Origin of the sequence: Sphingobacterium arenae, from assembly GCF_014692505.1 — a bacterium.
GTDB lineage: Bacteria > Bacteroidota > Bacteroidia > Sphingobacteriales > Sphingobacteriaceae > Sphingobacterium > Sphingobacterium arenae.
The window spans coordinates 61,128-78,341 of sequence record NZ_JACNYK010000003.1 but is presented as its reverse complement, the minus strand read 5'-3'; the positions used below and the strand labels follow the sequence as shown (position 1 = coordinate 78,341).

Annotated in this window: 11 protein-coding genes and 2 tRNA genes; 7 read left to right on the top strand and 6 right to left on the bottom strand. The window is 41.6% G+C overall.

All coding sequences use genetic code 11. The features are described 5' to 3' along the window. Nucleotides 1–183 precede the first annotated feature (183 nt). Entirely contained in the window at nucleotides 184–2,847 is a 2,664-nt protein-coding gene (locus H8B17_RS12555) for a TonB-dependent receptor (RefSeq protein WP_190309575.1), read from the top strand. Nucleotides 2,848–2,911: 64 nt separating this feature from the next. On the opposite strand, the gene H8B17_RS12550 is transcribed toward H8B17_RS12555, so the two are convergent. Further along, nucleotides 2,912–2,985, bottom strand: a tRNA-Asn gene (locus H8B17_RS12550). A 174-nt stretch (nucleotides 2,986–3,159) separates the two neighbouring features. Next, nucleotides 3,160–3,233 (bottom strand) — tRNA-Asn (locus tag H8B17_RS12545). 286 nt (nucleotides 3,234–3,519) lie between these two features. On the opposite strand from H8B17_RS12545, the gene H8B17_RS12540 reads away from it, so the two are divergent. The 3 genes from H8B17_RS12540 to H8B17_RS12530 are packed head-to-tail and all read left to right on the top strand — an operon-like array spanning nucleotide 3,520 to nucleotide 7,412. Then, nucleotides 3,520–4,206, top strand: a complete 687-nt coding sequence (locus H8B17_RS12540) for an arylesterase (protein WP_190309574.1) — start codon at nucleotides 3,520–3,522, stop codon at nucleotides 4,204–4,206. Between the two features lie 9 nt (nucleotides 4,207–4,215). Then, entirely contained in the window at nucleotides 4,216–4,884 is a 669-nt protein-coding gene (locus H8B17_RS12535) for an ABC transporter ATP-binding protein (RefSeq protein ID WP_190309573.1), read from the top strand. Continuing rightward, nucleotides 4,881–7,412, top strand: coding sequence for an ABC transporter permease (locus tag H8B17_RS12530; protein ID WP_223816547.1), 2,532 nt, complete (start codon nucleotides 4,881–4,883; stop codon nucleotides 7,410–7,412). The genes H8B17_RS12535 and H8B17_RS12530 overlap by 4 nt, the downstream gene beginning before the upstream one ends. A gap of 32 nt (nucleotides 7,413–7,444) precedes the next feature. Here the strand turns inward: H8B17_RS12530 and mgtE are convergent, their stop codons facing one another. After that, nucleotides 7,445–8,824, bottom strand: a complete 1,380-nt coding sequence (gene mgtE / locus H8B17_RS12525; RefSeq protein WP_190309572.1) for a magnesium transporter — start codon at nucleotides 8,822–8,824, stop codon at nucleotides 7,445–7,447. Between the two features lie 699 nt (nucleotides 8,825–9,523). On the opposite strand from mgtE, the gene H8B17_RS12520 reads away from it, so the two are divergent. Next, nucleotides 9,524–12,334 carry a hypothetical protein gene (locus H8B17_RS12520; RefSeq protein ID WP_190309571.1) on the top strand — a complete coding sequence of 937 codons (2,811 nt, stop codon included), beginning with the start codon at nucleotides 9,524–9,526 and terminating at the stop codon, nucleotides 12,332–12,334. 149 nt (nucleotides 12,335–12,483) lie between these two features. Here the strand turns inward: H8B17_RS12520 and H8B17_RS12515 are convergent, their stop codons facing one another. Continuing rightward, entirely contained in the window at nucleotides 12,484–13,674 is a 1,191-nt protein-coding gene (locus H8B17_RS12515; RefSeq protein WP_190309570.1) for a phosphoglycerate kinase, read from the bottom strand. Between the two features lie 74 nt (nucleotides 13,675–13,748). Next, the gene (sppA, locus tag H8B17_RS12510; protein ID WP_190309569.1) at nucleotides 13,749–15,515 is read right to left on the bottom strand and encodes a signal peptide peptidase SppA; all 1,767 of its coding nucleotides are present in this window, start codon (nucleotides 15,513–15,515) and stop codon (nucleotides 13,749–13,751) included. 84 nt (nucleotides 15,516–15,599) lie between these two features. Between sppA and folK the strand changes: the two genes are divergently transcribed. Both folK and H8B17_RS12500 read left to right on the top strand, forming a co-directional pair. Then, on the top strand, nucleotides 15,600–16,112 hold the full coding sequence (folK, locus tag H8B17_RS12505) for a 2-amino-4-hydroxy-6-hydroxymethyldihydropteridine diphosphokinase (RefSeq protein ID WP_190309568.1): 513 nt from the start codon (nucleotides 15,600–15,602) through the stop codon (nucleotides 16,110–16,112). Next, entirely contained in the window at nucleotides 16,093–16,443 is a 351-nt protein-coding gene (locus tag H8B17_RS12500; RefSeq protein ID WP_190309567.1) for a hypothetical protein, read from the top strand. Before folK ends, H8B17_RS12500 begins: the two co-directional genes overlap by 20 nt. A gap of 4 nt (nucleotides 16,444–16,447) precedes the next feature. Here H8B17_RS12500 and pssA read toward each other — a convergent pair whose 3' ends face one another. Then, nucleotides 16,448–17,140: a CDP-diacylglycerol--serine O-phosphatidyltransferase gene (gene pssA / locus H8B17_RS12495; RefSeq protein ID WP_190309566.1), complete on the bottom strand. Its 693-nt coding sequence runs from the start codon at nucleotides 17,138–17,140 to the stop codon at nucleotides 16,448–16,450. Nucleotides 17,141–17,214 lie beyond the last annotated feature (74 nt).

The window sequence follows — 17,214 nt, the reverse complement described above, 5'->3', positions numbered from 1 at the left end:
CGACTAACTGTCCAACATTACTAAATATGAAGCTACTGAACATATTGACCTATGCTACGAAAAATTGTCCTTTTTTCTAAAAACGTCTATTCCCAAAGTCCGTCAAAAACCTGCGTCACGCTTTCAACTCAACTTATCACTGTACCTATTATTGTAAACGTTTTATTGCTAATAATCGGGTGTTTGGGATGGTCCGCGACGCTTTATGCACAAACAGGTACTATCAACGGGATTGTGGTAGATGCCGGCGACGAACCTCTGGCAAAAGCTACTGTTAGCATTGTGAGCGCCACAGACTCTACAGTTCTTAGTTATACCCTATCAGACGACCGCGGTCGGTTTGACCTTGTGCGCATTCCGGCAAGGTCCGAACTGTTGCTTTACATTACGCATATCAATAGTGAGCCGTATCGTCAAAAGGTTACGCTTGAACCGAAGGAAAAACGTAATCTAGATACCATCCGAATGGCAGGGCAACAGCTGGACGAGGTGGTAGTTAACCACGTTGCCCCCATCCGCTTGAACGGAGATACATTAGAGTATAAGGCAGATTATTTCAAGACGCGTCCGAATGCCAATGTGGAAGAGTTATTGCAATTGTTACCGGGCCTACAGGTAAATGTGGATGGCACGATTTATTATCAGGGCCGTCAGGTTTCAGGTATACGTGTTAACAACAAGGATTTTTTTGCACAGGATATCACCCTGGCGACGCGAAATCTGGATGCCTCATTAGTGGATGTTGTACAGGTTATCAAAGACAAAGGTGAATCCAAGAGAGAGATATTGGACGACACGGATTTACCGATTGTGATCAATCTTAAGACCAAGAAGGAATTTGTGAAGGCTGACTTTGGCAAATTCTACGGCAGCGGCGGTACGCGTGAGCGCTACGAAGCGGGAGCGCTCGTTAACACCTTCCGTGATACGTTACAAATCAGTTTTATTGGTTATGGAAACAATATCAGCCGACAAGGGTTTGATTATAGCGAGCTTAGGCAATACGGCGGGATGGCCCGAGCAGAAGCAGGAGGCACTTCCTACTATACTTACGGTGGATTACAACACAAGATATCACTCGGAATCAATGCGAATTATGATATCGGCAAAAAACTAAAAACTAACCTCATGTATACCTTTGAGAAACAAGATGACATTACCGAAAGTAACGGGAGCAGCACCAGCTTTTATGATGCAATCACGGAGTTTTCCGCAAACCAGAACAGTGGAACACACATTAATAATTCCCACAAAATCCGTACTTTCATCCGCTACCGGCCTGATACAACCACCATGGTCTCGTTAGACGGAACCATAGATTTTCGCCAAAACACCAACGATTCTTGGTATACTGTAAACACGACACGGGAGTCTTCCAATCCTGTACAGGACGGTGAGAGTGAAAGTGGATCAACGAATCACCACACGAATTTCCGTTATAACCTCTATGGTGAAAAAAAATTCGGACATGCTAACATTTTACTCTCTTTCCGACAGACGGGAAATAGGCAAGAATCAACCAACAGGAATCATAATAATTCTTGGAACCACTATTATTTGTTTAACGACAGTACGGTAGACCAATCTACGCTGCGTTACAGTAACGGCAAGACCGCTGACATCAATAATCATGTTAACATACAGATACCGGTGCGAAAACAAATCAACTGGGACTGGTATGCGCGTTACAACTGGCAGCAAAACCAAAATCTGGAGGACATTGACAACCGTATCAACGTAGCTGAATATACCAATCGTAATGATGTGGCTAACAATAAACAGGGTACATTCGATTTTACTTATGTGGGAACCAAACTAAATGCAAGTATCTTTAATAAGAAAGTAAAACTCTCTGCGGGTACCGAGTGGCTTTCGTTAGGACGTAGATATCATTACTATGATCAAACAGCCGATCTAAAGGATCGTCGTTATTACTGGTTACCCAACGCTTCCGTAACCTATGCTGGGATCACAGCTTCCTACAATAAGAGCGTTCAGCTACCCGGCTTTTATGCTATCGTCGCCGTGAACTCGGATCTCCGACCAACTTCTATTACCCTAGCCAGCCCCTATTTCGATAACCAAATGGAGCAAAGTATGCAGCTCCGTTACCAAAAGAACTTCAGCAAGATCAACCTAAGTCTTAGCAGTTCGATTAGTTATTCCAGGTATGACAACAGCATCGGATATCAGCGTACCTATGATATCGAAAACTCCCAATCGACCAACGGTCAATACCAAACCACCGGTAATGATCGAATTTACATGTACGGACATCTCAGCAAACGCTTCGCCACGAAGAAAGATTGGCAAATTTCGATGAATCTCAACGGTTATGGTTCTATATCGTCATCTTATAGCATGGTCAACGGTGAAGAAAACAAGGGCAACCGCAGCTATGGCAATATCCAAAGTAACATCAATCTATCGTATAAAAACAATATTACACTTATCCCTACGTACTCGATTGGCATCAGCGGTACCCGCTATGCATGGCCGTCGGAAAACTTCCGCGACATCTCTAATATAAGACATAGCATCGGTACGGGTTTCCGTGTGGATAACTTGGCTAAATTCCGTCTGGAAACTTCTTACACGCTCCAAAACCAACCACAGAGCTTGCGAAAGGATCGTACCAATCTGCATGTAGTTAATGCCTCGCTATACTACCCCCTCTTGCAACGAAAAGGCGAATTGAAATTCACCGCCTTCGATATTTTGAACCAAAACCAAAATGTCAATTTAGGCAGTTCCGGTAATGCGAACTACTACAGTGAGCAGCTGACCTTAAGACAGTATTTTATGTTAGGTTTAGTATTCAAATTTCTGGCTACGCCAAATAAATAAAATGTTGCTTAGCGTAAAATAAAAAAATCCGTTCTCCTCCTCGGAAAACGGATTTTTTCTATCGCTCCTGAAGCTGGGCTCGAACCAGCGACCCTCTGATTAACAGTCAGATGCTCTAACCTGCTGAGCTATTCAGGAATTTTGTGCTTTAGAGCGCAATTTGACCCGCTTTTCTAAAGTGATACAAAGATACAGCTTCGTTTTTAATATCCAAAATAAATAGAAAAAAAGATATTCTTATCTTGTGGACTATTTTGTAACAGTGCTTTAAGTAAAACACAAAAAAAGCCACGGCATACTTCCGTGGCTTTGCTCCTCAGGCTGGGCTCGAACCAGCGACCCTCTGATTAACAGTCAGATGCTCTAACCTGCTGAGCTACTGAGGAATTTATTTTTGTTTCTATCAAGCAACTTTAGAAGCCAATGTTCTTGATTAACGGGTGCAATATTAAACAATATTTTTAAATCCACAAACTCGTTTTGCTGCATATTTAAAGCAAAAACACAAACAATTTGTAAGTCAATACTTTAAATTTTCGATTCGAAAAAGCTTCAAGCTTTTTGCAGTAGCATATCCAATACAATGATGGGGAAACGACAAAATATTGTTTTTTTTATAATAATTTCCTACTTTAACTCCTTATGTAGTGGGGACGAAGAAAAATTAGTGTTATGATTGATATTTTAAGACGTTATTCCTATTTATTTTTTGGCATTTTACTGTTCTCCTGTAATAACGGAACATGGCACACCACCGAAAACAAAAACGAAAAAAATGAGCAGGAGTCCCCCGCTAAAAAAGAAACCATTCACAACATTCTTTTTTTCGGCAATAGTCTGACAGCTGGCTATGGTTTAGATGATCCGCAAGAGGCTTTTCCCGCACTGATACAAGCAAAAATAGATTCCTTAGATCTAAGCTACCATTGTATAAACGCAGGGCTGAGTGGAGAAACAAGTGCCGGAGGAAAAGAACGTATAGATTGGTTATTACAGCAACCCGTCAATATATTTGTATTGGAACTCGGTGCCAACGATGGATTGCGAGGAGTGTCCACGACTTCCACCTATGAAAATCTAAGCGCTATTGTAGAAAAAGTGCTGAAAGCAAACCCCGACTGCAAATTAGTACTTGCTGGAATGAAAGTGCCCCCTAGCATGGGGCAGGATTACTTCAACGAATTCGAAGCGCTGTTTCCTCGCCTAGCCAAACAATACAATATGGCTCTGGTACCTTTTCTGCTGGATAACGTAGCCGGTATAGCAGATTTAAATCAAGCAGATGCGGTGCACCCGACTGCTCAAGGACAAAAAATTCTGGCACATAATGTCTGGGCTGTTTTAGAACCCTTACTCTAAAAAACAACGATGTCTTCCACTATTTTACAATTGGACCAAGTTTCTAAAAATTATAATCTTGGCAATACCGTCATCCCTATTTTAAAAAACATCAGCTTTGAGATCAATACCGGCGACACGATATCCATAGTTGGGCCTTCAGGTAGTGGTAAAACAACTTTGCTAGGTTTATGTGCCGGTTTAGACCAATGCAGCGAAGGAACGATTACCTTGAACGGGATAAAACTCAACGGGCTTACGGAAGATCAATTAGCACAGGTACGTAATGCCCATGTTGGGTTTGTGTTTCAAAACTTTCAATTGCTCCCTACACTCTCCGCACTCGAAAACGTGATGGTTCCAATGGAACTACGCGGCATGCGGAATATGAAAGACAAGGCCATAGCAATATTGGATCGAGTCGGCTTGTCAACAAGAGCTGGCCATTACCCATCACAACTATCCGGCGGAGAACAGCAACGCGTATCTTTAGCTCGCGCATTTGCCAATAGTCCAAAGATATTATTTGCAGACGAACCGACAGGAAACCTGGATGCAGAAACCAGCAAGGTGGTAGAAGATATGCTCTTTGAGCTCAACCGTGAATCAGGGACGACATTGGTCGTTGTTACCCACGATATGGAACTCGCTGCAAAAACACAACGTATAATCCCCATTAAAGGAGGAACGATAGCATGAATTGGCGATGGATTTTCTTGATGGCATGGCGTGATAGCCGAAAAAACCGCTCCCGGTTGTTGCTTTTTATTTCTTCCATTGTATTCGGTATTGCTGCACTGGTCGCGATGAAATCCTTTAACGAAAATCTAAAACGTGATATCGATAAGCAGGCTGCGCTGCTTATCGGTGCCGATCTAGATTTACGGAGCACAAGAAAACCGGATAGTTCCACAATGGCTTTCATCGATTCTATCAAGAACTTAAGCGAGCAAATGGCAACCGAAGAGCGGTTTATGTCGATGATCCGTTTTCCAAAAGCCGATGGCTCGCGTTTAGTGCAAGTCCGTGCTTTAACAGGCGATTTTCCTTTCTATGGAAATTTGGAAACCCTCCCGGGCGATGCCTATAAAAGGTTCGGACAGGAGCCGGAAGTTCTTGTCGAGAGGACACTCCTGATACAATATGATGCGAAGGTAGGCGATTCGGTTCAATTGGGCACAAACCTTTTTACTATCAGTGGAAATCTTATCGCGCAACCCGGCCAAACAGCCATGCGTGGCGCCATGGCACCCACGGTATTTGTTCCTTTGACACACCTTGAAAATAGTGGGTTGCAACAAACCGGCAGCCGGATCGAGTACCATTACTATTTCAAATTCCCCTCCCAATTCCAGACAGACGATTTTGTAGAACAACAGAAAGAACGCCTCACACAACTACAACTGCGCAGTGCCACCGTATCGACTACAAAAGAAAATACAGGTCGTTCCTTCTCCGATATGGCTCATTTCATGGAGCTTGTCGGTTTCGTAGCGCTGCTGTTAGGTTGTATCGGCGTGTCGAGTGCCGTCCATATCTATATACGTGAGAAATTGGTTTCAGTAGCTATACTGCGATGTTTGGGCACGCGTTCACGTCAAGCTTTTTTTATCTTTCTGGTGCAATTTGCAGCCATCGGTCTATTAGGAGGCATATTAGGTGCTACGCTGGGAACACTAATCCAGTATGCCATTCCCATTGTTATGCAAGATATTATCCCCGTTGCGCTGAGCAATCGAATATCCTTGAGCGCGATAACAGAAGGTATAGGTCTGGGATTGGTAATTTCTATACTTTTTGCCTTGTTACCGCTTATTTCCGTAAGACACATCTCTCCGTTGCATTCGTTACGGGTCAGCGACGAGCCCCAACCATTATGGAAAGACAGCCTGAGGTGGTGGATTTATTTATTGATATTAACTTTTATAATTGTATTTACCCGTTTACAGCTGAATGGGTGGGCACAAACGTTGTTTTTTATCTTAGGTTTAGGCTTCACATTCGCTCTTCTGTATGGCGTAGCAAAGGGATTCACGTATTTAATCAGGCGATATTTTCCAAAAAAATGGCCATACCTATGGCGGCAGGGACTATCTAATCTGTACCGGCCGAACAATCAGACGATCGTATTATTGATTTCCATTGGATTGGGGACTGCGTTGATTGCGACCTTATTTTTTGTGCAAGATATGCTGTTGCAACGGGTGAAGATAGCATCAGCCGAAAACCAAGCAAACATGGTACTTTTTGATATTCAACCTCCACAACGCGACACCATTAAAAACATGACGCGAGAAGCAGGATTACCTATTGTAGAGGACGTCCCTATTGTTACCATGCAGCTCGTTGCCATCAATGGAAAAAGGGCAAATGATTACCTATCGGATTCGACTTCCAATATTTCCGCAAGATCGTTCCGCGGCGAAATCCGGGCAACTTACCGCGACTCGCTCACGCTATCAGAAAAGATCGTGGAGGGCCACTGGACAGGCCGTGTATCCAAGGGCGAAATGGGACAGGTATCGCTGGAAAAAAGCTACGCCGAAAGAATTGGTGTAGAGATGGGCGATAGCCTGTTGTTCAACGTGCAAGGAGTCGAAATACCGGCCATAATAAGTAACTTCCGGGAAGTGGACTGGAACCGTTTTCAATCAAATTTCAGGGTAGTTTTTGCAGAAGGTATAATTGACAATGCTCCAAAGTTTTACCTGATAATGACGCACGTTGATGACGAGACCCAATCAGCCACTTTCCAACAGACGATTGTCAATCGCTTCCCCAATGTTTCTGTTATTGACATCAACACCGCTATCGACATTTTGGAGGGGCTATTGCAAAGAATCGCCTTTGTTATCCAATTTATCGGTTCTTTCAGCATTCTGACAGGACTTGTGGTGTTAATCGCATCTGTAAGAATCAGTAAATATCAGCGTTTAAAGGAAAATATCCTATTGCGGACTTTAGGAGCGAGTCGTAGACAGGTGTTTACCATAACGGCAAGTGAATACCTACTGTTGGGCATACTGGCTTCCATCACCGGTATCGTTATCGCACTCATTGCAAGTAACCTTTTGGGTATATTTATATTTGAAACGGCTTTTGTTCCCTCGATCGGCTTTATTTTAGTATTGACAGCGCTTGTTTCCGTACTGACCGTCTGTATAGGTGTGAGCAACAGTTTATCGGTATTGAACCGCTCGCCTTTAGAGACATTACGAAAAGAATAGCAAAGTTCCGCAGGCACGTGATCCGATTACGGCTACAGAAGCACACCCCCCAATATCAGCGTGGCGATCGTGAAATAGATAATCAGGCCCGTGACATCCACCAATGTGGAGACAAATGGTGCGGAAGAACTTGCCGGATCTGCACCACAACGGCGTAGAATAAAAGGCAACATCGAACCGGTCAACGAACCCCACATAACCACCCCAACCAAAGACAAACTGACGACAATACCTACCAAAACCCAATATTCGCCATAGGCATGGGCAAAAGCTTCCCACCCTGCAATACGGGCAAACCCTAAAGCACCTAATATCAGTCCTAGGAATAGCCCCGAAAGTATCTCACGCTTCATGACACGCCACCAATCCCGTAGCGTAACCTCTCCCATCGCCATCGCCTGAATAATCAACGTGGAAGCCTGCGAACCACTATTCCCACCGCTAGACATAATCAAGGGCATCAATGCCATCAAAAATACCGCCTTCTCCAATTCTCCTTCAAAATGTTCGATCACTGTAGCCGTCAACAATTGCCCTAAAAACAATACGACCAACCATCCTCCGCGCTTTTTCACTAAATGGAAGACAGAAACATCCAAATAAGGTTCATCTAACGCTTCCGTACCCCCGATACGTTGCATATCTTCGGTATATTCTTCGTTAGCCACCCAAAGGATATCATCTATCGTCACAATGCCCAGCATAATATCCTGCTCATCCACGACCGGAAGGGCGACCCGGTTATTCATCCGGAAGACGTTGACAGCTTCCTCCTGCGGGTCGTCAGCATGCAATGATATTAAACGGCTATCAATCAAATCTTCAACCTTGGTGTCGAGATCTGAAATAAGAATATCCCGAATACGAAGGTCATCCATCAGACGCCCCTCGCTATCGATAACATATAGCACGTCAATCGTCTCCGATGCATTACCATAGCGTCTTACGTGGTCTAACACCCGAGTGATCGTCCAATGAGGCTTTACGGTGATATAATCGGGAGTCATCAAACGTCCCACGCTATCTTCGGGATAACCTAAAAGAGACAAAGCCTCTTTTCGCTCGTCCGGAGAAAGCATGATGATAAGATGCTTGACGACGTCACCTTTCAACTCGCTAAAAAAGGACGTACGATCATCAGGAGGCATTTCATTAATCAGCTCGCGGGCTTTATTCGCTGATAATTTTTTGAATATCCGTTCTTGTGTCGGGAAATCCAAAATACCGAAAACGCGGACGGCTCGGTTTATATTAAGCGTTTCTATAAATAGGGCGGCATGTTCCGGAAGACTGTCGATTAGTTCTTCAACGTCGGAAATGTTCTGCTCATTCAGAAAATCTTGCAGTTGGGCGATATCACCAGATTCAATCCAATTTTCGACAAGCTCTATCTGCATTTCTAGTTCTTCCATAAGCCCTCCTATTTTTATAAATCCTACATGGGTATCAATTATTTTTGTCCCAGCAAAAGTCGCCTTTTTAATTGGAAATAACTAATACTTTTTTTCGGTGAGAACATCCATCTATGATCGTACCAAAACGCCCAATGGATTATTCATGATCTCTAACAAAAACAGAGCACGGCTGCTTTATCATCTCTCACGTATCTATTCAAAAAAATGCCAACATGTCACTATTCCAATCGTCCTATATTTATATCGCATTGCTATAGTAAACTAAACATAATTAATGAAAAAGACCATCTGCGAAACTAACTATTGTTATCGAGACAAGAATACGCAATTCAGATTCGATTATCACGAAAACTCAGTGAGCGTATTTTTTAATTACATCTTTTCCGTCTTCCGACAACACCTCTTTCACCGCCGACAAAAACGACTCGTGACAATAGGGGAATCTGACAATTTTATCCTATCTTGCACACGAAATATAATGACTACACCAAATATGTAAATATGTATTTTTTAATATCATCGTCAGTTAATAATTGGATAAAACCACTTGGTATTTTAATAAAAAACAACAATATAAAAACACCACAAACAACTCATTATCAATGAAATAAAATTTTTAACAAAACATATAATTCATATAACAGAGTAATTTCAAACTAACAATATTAGCAAGCAAGTATTTCACAGCAAATATGAATGAATAAAAAATTGTATATCAGAATATTAGCATCATTTATATTATTGATATATTCAAATATATCGAAGAGTCAGATTATTGATAATGACCAAGCACATTCTTCCGTTAAATGGCGTCAAATTGATACAGAAAATTTTCGATTGCTCTTCCCCAATACTTTTGAAAACGCAGCAAAAAATCTGGCGGAACAGCTTTCGGAAATACAGTACAAAAGTCGCAAACTCTTGAAGATTACACCGCCAAAAATAACATTAGTTTTACAAGGAGAGCATCTTACTCAAAATGGTTTTGTACAACTCGCTCCGCGAAAATCCGAATTGTTCCCCATTCCCTCTTCCACCGCGGACAATCAAGAATGGCTTCCGAATTTAGCGTTACATGAGCTTCGGCATGTAGCCCAATTTGACAAATTGACAGGAAATATAAAAAGACCTTTTTTCGAACAACTCGCCTTTGCCCTCTACGGATTGAACTTGCCTGCCTGGTATTTTGAGGGAGATGCTGTGCAAACCGAAACAATTTATAGCGATGGTGGCCGAGGCAGATTACCCTCTTGGGAAATGCCTATACGTGCCAATATACTTTCTGGTAAATCATATAGTTTTAACAAGTATGTTTTGGGCTCCTTTAAAGACAATGTTCCGTCCTATTATACGATTGGTTTCTTTATGAACACCTACTTAACCAATCATCACGGCATCTCCAGTCACGAGAAAATACTGACCGATATGCGCAGCAAATTATTACGTCCCTTTAATTTCCAACGGGCAGTTAAATTAGTCTCGGGCGAAACGCCTGCCCAAATTTTTGATAACACTATTTTGGAACTAACAAAAAAATGGGAACAAGAAGCTCCTATTTCAGCAGATGCTCCAAACCTACAAACGAAAGAGAGCCAATATCCCAGCGATTATTTATTGCCTCAAATGAATGATAACCAGGAACTATATGTACTCAAATCCTCCCCCACTATAATCAATGAAATCAAGCGTCTAGATAGTCTGGGAAATGAAACGGGTGTCGTAAAAACTGGCATGCAAATAACCCCTTATTTTCATCTTCGAAATAAGGAGATCGTTTGGGACGAGTATCGCAAGCACGCTCGATTTGGCAAACAAACGTACAATGTAATCAATATATATAATATAGAAACCGGACGCACCAGGACGCTAACAAAAGCATCGCGTCTTTATTCTCCCGCTTTTCATCCGATTCGCGATGAAATTGTCGTTGTTGAAGTAAATCCGGCAAACGTAAGTAGATTGATTATACTCGATTCCAAAACTGGCGATATACGGGATAGCATTGCCGTTCCTAATGGAATGCACATACAGCAGCCGAAATATCATCCCTCCGACGAAAAAGTTGTGGCTATCGGCGTTACGGAACAGGGAACAAATCTAGTGGAATTTAACCTTACAACGAAAGAGTCTGGTCTTCTCCTTCCATGGGGAAATCAACAGTTGGAACGTCCTTTTTATTATCATGACGATATTATTTTCAAAGCACACATCGACGGTATAGATAACATCTACCTATTCAACAAGAATACCGGGCAACATAAGCTGACAGACGCAGCATTTGGTGCATTCAACCCTTCAATAGCCACAAATGGATTGCTGCTATACAACGATTATCAATTTAACGGATATAAACTTGCAGAGAAGGAAATCATTCTTTCCACCACCGGGCAACGTGATCAGATCCGTCTCCCGTATCTTTCCCCCACGTTGAACACCATACAAAGAGACAGTTTATCGACTGAACCGGCCTCCCCCATCGTCGTTAAAAACTACAATCCCAGCACACATGCTATCAATTTTCACAGTTTATCTATCAGCGGCACCAACTTTGAAAGTTTTGACAACTACATTCCAGGCGTATTCTGGCTATCAAACGATATATTAAACACCACACAGGTTAAGCTCGGTTATGAGTTTGATCCGGACATATCAAAAAGTCGCTACTCTGCAGAGGTTTCTTATAAGCGTTATTTCCCAACCTTCACTGCCCGTTACATGAATAGAGGAATGGTAGGCAATGCCGTATCGGGAAATAACCCGAATAATATCTTGATGTTTGATTACCGTGACCATCACGCAACATTTGAAATGTCTATTCCACTCTCCATATACCGGCGCAATATGGTATACGGCTACGGTGTTAATTTTGGAACATCCTATACAAAACGCTACAATACCAGTTTAAATCTACAGAACTTCCAGGATGTCATTGCGTTCCCATTGAACTATCAAGTATATATCAATCGAAATAGCATGCGAAGTAAGATGGATCTGGCACCACGTTGGGGGCAAAACGTCAGTATCACCTTTCGCCACCGCCCATTTACTATGGGTTCATCGGGAGAAGTACTATCGTTACGCACCAACTTCTATTTTCCGGGCTTGTGGACAAATCATAGCTTACAATTGCGGTTTGCCGCACAAAAGAATAACGGGATATATGTAGGAACGTACGATATCCCTATGGTTTCGGGATGGGGACATTTTAATTCATCTATCGTCAATAATACAGCTATGGCAAGTTATAGGCTACCTCTTTTCTATCCCGATTGGAGCATTGGTTCCCTCGCTTACATTAAACGTTTCCAAGGCTTATTATTTTCGGATTTCCAAAATGTCGACGAAAGCTTAGCTCCCAAAAGTTTTGGCATAGGCTTGTCGGCTGACTTAAATGTATTCCGATACGTATTGCCTGACATCAATGTATCAACGAGACTTACCTACATCAATGACAACACAGCTTCTAACAAAATCGTCCCTACGTTTGGGTTTAGTTACAGCTATTAACCTTTCATGGGATACTAACTTTGTCTCGGTCAACACCCCCGGACGGAAATGCGACGTCAGCGTACGGAAACACACCAAAGAAGAACTTTTTAAAACAAATAGGGCAGACTAATAAGTCCGCCCTATTTTCATTATAATATATACTATTGTTAGTCTTCCAAAGCTTTTACTCCCGGTAATACCTTACCCTCCATATATTCTAATAAAGCACCGCCACCTGTACTGACATAGCTGACATGCTCGGTCATGCCAAACTTAGACACCGCAGCAGCAGAATCACCACCGCCAATAAGCGAAAATGCGCCACGCTCCGTCGCTTTTACCACCGCATCAGCGACGGCTTTTGTACCCTTAGCAAACGTATCAAATTCAAAAACCCCCATCGGTCCGTTCCACAACAATGTATTGGAAGCACTTATAATCTCTGCAAAATGTTCAGAAGATTCCGACCCAATATCCAATCCTTCTCTATCTGCAGGAATTTGGTCATTAGGTCCATTGTAGGTATCCGCGTCATTTGCAAACTTATCAGCTATCTGGGCATCCGTAGGAAGTACCAAATTCACTCCCTTTTCATCTGCTTTTTTCACTAATTCGTTGGCTAGATCTAATTTATCTAACTCGACTAAAGATTTTCCAATCTCTCCCCCCCGGGCTTTTACAAACGTATAGGCCATTCCTCCTCCAATAATCAAATTATCCACTTTATCCAAAAGTGCCTCAATCAATTGGATTTTATCTGAAACCTTTGCCCCCCCCATAATTGCTGTAAAAGGACGTTCCGGCTTGTTCATTACTTTCTCCGCATTGTTAATCTCTGCTGCCATCAGATAACCCGCATATCTGTCGTTTGGAAAGAATTGCGCAACAACAGCCGTGGAAGCATGTGCACGGTGTGCCGTACCAAAAGCATCGTTCACATACACATCGCCCAATTTTGCCAACTTTTCAGCGAATCCAACGTCTCCCTTTTCTTCTTCTTTGTAGAAGCGTAAGTTTTCCAAAAGAAGCACTTCTCCACCTTTTAACGATGCACTTTTTTCGATTGCTTCTTCTCCTATGCAGTCATTGGCAAATTGAACATCGACACCTAATACTTGCGACAGATGTCCGACAATGTGTTTTAACGAATATTTATCTGTAGGTCCCTCTTTTGGACGTCCCAAATGAGACATCAATATGACAGCACCACCATCAGCTAAAATCTTTTTGATGGTAGGCGCTGCACCCTGTATACGATTATCATCTGTTATATTAAAATTCTCATCCAAAGGCACGTTAAAATCAACTCGAACCAGCGCCTTTTTTCCTGAGAAACTTAAATCATCAATAGTCTTCATATATGTCATTTTATTTATGTGTAATAGCAGTTTAAACCGCGGGCTAAATATAGAAAAAAGTAAGAATATTCTACTTATCTAATTTCAACCATATACGGAATACGGGCTTGTATGCCAGACGATTTTAATACGGTACGAAGCTGATCAACATGCTGTCTATATTCGCCCAACTCATCATCCAACATCCACATCTTTATCCGCTCCTTAGATGTGTTAAATAACGTCGCGAACGGATCTTTTTGTGTAGGATAATACATTACCCTGTAATCTTTCAATTTCGCCTTTGCTGCCGCAGCCCGTATAGCTCGATCAAGATTTCCGATACCGTCTACCAGTCCACGTTCCAATGCCTGGCTTCCTGTCCACACTCTACCCTGTCCAATACTATCCACAGCGGATACTTCCATATTTCGACCAGCAGCCACTTTGCCCGTAAATGTATCATAAATACGGTTAACTTCTGTCTGTATAATAACCTTCTCCTCTTCTGTCAACGGGCGGTCAACAGAAGTCATCAGATCTGCAAATTTGCCTGTTTTGACCTCGTCCACACGTATCCCCAATTTATTGTTAAGCAGTCCTTGAAGATTAGGAATCAAGCCAAATACACCTATCGAACCGGTAAGTGTTTCCTTTTCAGCAAAAATAGAATCAGCCATAGTAGAAATATAATATCCACCCGAAGCGGCATAGTCTCCCATCGATACGATAATAGGCTTTGCCTTCTTCGTTAACGCTACCTCACGGGCAATAATGTCAGATGCCAGCGCAGAACCACCTGGTGAATTTACCCGCAATACCACTGCTTTCACCCGATCGTCAAGACGTAATTTCCGAAGTTCCCGAGAAAGTTTATCTCCACCTATATTACCCTCCATACCTTCGCCATCAACAATATCACCATACGCATACAACACAGCTACACGATCGCCTTTTGTTTCTGTTTTTACCTCCTTATTATAATCCAATAAAGAAACTACCGGAACGTCCTTTTTTTCGTCGACCTCTAGACGCTTCTTCAACTTAGAGAATACTTCATCTTTATAGCATTTTCCGTCGATAAATTTATGATGAACGGCATCATCGGCATTCCGTATTAAAAAATTATTTGCGATGTTTCTCAATGTATCGGTCGGAATATGTCTTCCTTCTGAAACGTTCTCCAAGAATGCACTATACATACTCTCCAAATAGGCTGTCATTTGTTCCCTGTTAGCACTGCTCATTTCATTCAAGATAAAAGGTTCAACAGCCGATTTATAAGTACCGACTTTGACAACCTGCATCTCTATCCCCAATTTGTCTAACGCTTCTTTCATGAACATGATGGATGCTGAAAGTCCTTTAAACTCCAAAGAACCCTCAGGATTCATATAAATTTCATCGGCTACCGACGCTGTATAATAAGCTTTTTGTGTATAGATATCGCTATATGCTATAATAAACTTACCGGATGATTTAAAGTCAACTAATGCATCCCGAATCTCTTTTAAACTCGCCATACCAGTATTAACGTATGTCGGATTGAGATATATACCTTTAATGCGATCGTCATCTTTCGCTGCAGCAATACGTGAAAGGATATCATTCAATCCCAACGTTTTCATCTCTCCGTAACCTGGCAAATTCATACTTTCCCAAGGATTTGATGTTGTACGCTCTTGAATATTATAATCCAACGAAACATAAAGTACGGCACTCGACGGAACATAAACCTCCTCTTTTGCACCTATACTGCTCACCGTCGCTGTGATAAATCCAATTAGTACTAAAAATAAGACAACGAAGACAATGATCGTTCCCGTAATCGTTGCTAAAACATATTTAAAAAAAGACTTCATAATCATCCTTTATTTTTTCGACTCTAATTTAATGGTTTCTTTTGAAGAATTCGAAATTTAAATAGATTAGCTTATCTTTATACAATGAACAAAGTGTTTTTGTTATTAGGTGCAAACTTAGGCAGTCCTGCTCAGCAATTAGCAAAGGCTCTCATAGAAATAGAAAGCCAAATAGGAAAAATAGAAGCTTGTTCATCGCTCTACAAATCAGAAGCTTGGGGCGTAACAGATCAACCCGTATTTCTTAATCAAGTAGCTTTAATATCTACTGACCTTTCTCCCTTAGATGTTCTAGATAACATTCAAGCTATTGAAAATAATTTGGGACGCGTAAGACTATCGAAATGGGGCGCAAGGGTAATTGACATTGACATTCTGTACTTTAATCACGACCGTATTCAACACGATCGCTTAATCGTCCCTCACCCTTACCTTCCCGACAGAAGGTTTGTATTGGTTCCGCTTTCTGAAATCGCGCCTTCATTTACTCATCCAGAATTAGGTATTACAACATTAGACTTGTTAACGCAATGCGAAGATAACTTAGAGGTACATCTTTACAAACCAAACGACAACGATGCAATACAGATTGATTAACCCCTCGTTTATCCAGGAAAGCTTAATGTATAACAAGGAGTTGATTTCCCAGTTCCTTGATCTTTATCAAGAACAGATACCAATTGATCTAAACGCTTTAAAGGAGGCGGTGGCATCAGCTTCACATATAGAAATAGCAAACAAAGCCCACCATATAAAGCCGACCATGGATTATGTAGGGGCGCGAACGTTGCGAGAGAAATTGCAACAACTGGAATACGCAGGTAAACACGGTGCGGAAATTCCCTATATGCATACGCTATTTTTGGATATCGAAAATGAGATATTGGTACTACTGCAGGAAATCGCCGATTATCGCCGTAAGCCATAGCACATCACTCGTATTTATCCTGCTGTTTTTGTAACCTAAAATGCAATTGGGAGAAAATAAAATAGGAAAGCAAAATGAATGGCAAAGCAGAAAAACGGAGCGTAATCAAAAGAACGATACTGATAAACAGGAAAATATATCTGAACTTATTTTCCTTCCACGCCAACGAAGATAACTTCATACTGAATAAACGGATTTCAGACACCAGCAGGAAGCTAACCAACGCCACGATAACAAGTAATACCAAAGGTTGATATATCCAATTTGGATGCGCGGCACCTATAAAAGGCAGGGACATAATAAAGAAAGCATTCATTGGTGTATTGAGTCCTATAAACTCAGACGTTTGTCGTTCATCCACATTAAACTTTGCCAATCTCAACGCCGAAAATGCGGTGACAATAAATCCTAAATATGGAAGATATACGTTATCTGTAGACGCCTCTAATAATTTATATAACACTGCCCCCGGCAAAAAACCAAAACTAATCACATCGGCCAAAGAATCCAACTCCTTCCCAATATCTGATTTAACATGCAGTAGCCGAGCGATCATTCCATCAAAAAAATCAAATATTCCCGAGGCGAGGACACAATAGAACGCCAACAGAAACTCTCCTTTTAATACAAATAGAACACCGATGCAACCACTGAAAAGATTGAGACAAGTTAATGTATTGGGAATATGTTTCTTCATCACTATATATAAAAAATTTAAGCCACCCTTGAAAACAAAGGATGGCTTAAAAATAGAAAATATCAAAGGAATTC

Coding starts and splice junctions, on each gene's coding strand:
- H8B17_RS12520 (WP_190309571.1), top strand. CDS start 9,524: ATGAATAAAAAATTGTATATCAGAATATTAGCATCATTTATATTATTG.
- H8B17_RS12530 (WP_223816547.1), top strand. CDS start 4,881: ATGAATTGGCGATGGATTTTCTTGATGGCATGGCGTGATAGCCGAAAA.
- H8B17_RS12540 (WP_190309574.1), top strand. CDS start 3,520: ATGATTGATATTTTAAGACGTTATTCCTATTTATTTTTTGGCATTTTA.
- folK (WP_190309568.1), top strand. CDS start 15,600: ATGAACAAAGTGTTTTTGTTATTAGGTGCAAACTTAGGCAGTCCTGCT.
- sppA (WP_190309569.1), bottom strand. CDS start 15,515: ATGAAGTCTTTTTTTAAATATGTTTTAGCAACGATTACGGGAACGATC.
- mgtE (WP_190309572.1), bottom strand. CDS start 8,824: ATGGAAGAACTAGAAATGCAGATAGAGCTTGTCGAAAATTGGATTGAA.
- pssA (WP_190309566.1), bottom strand. CDS start 17,140: ATGAAGAAACATATTCCCAATACATTAACTTGTCTCAATCTTTTCAGT.
- H8B17_RS12515 (WP_190309570.1), bottom strand. CDS start 13,674: ATGAAGACTATTGATGATTTAAGTTTCTCAGGAAAAAAGGCGCTGGTT.
- H8B17_RS12535 (WP_190309573.1), top strand. CDS start 4,216: ATGTCTTCCACTATTTTACAATTGGACCAAGTTTCTAAAAATTATAAT.
- H8B17_RS12500 (WP_190309567.1), top strand. CDS start 16,093: ATGCAATACAGATTGATTAACCCCTCGTTTATCCAGGAAAGCTTAATG.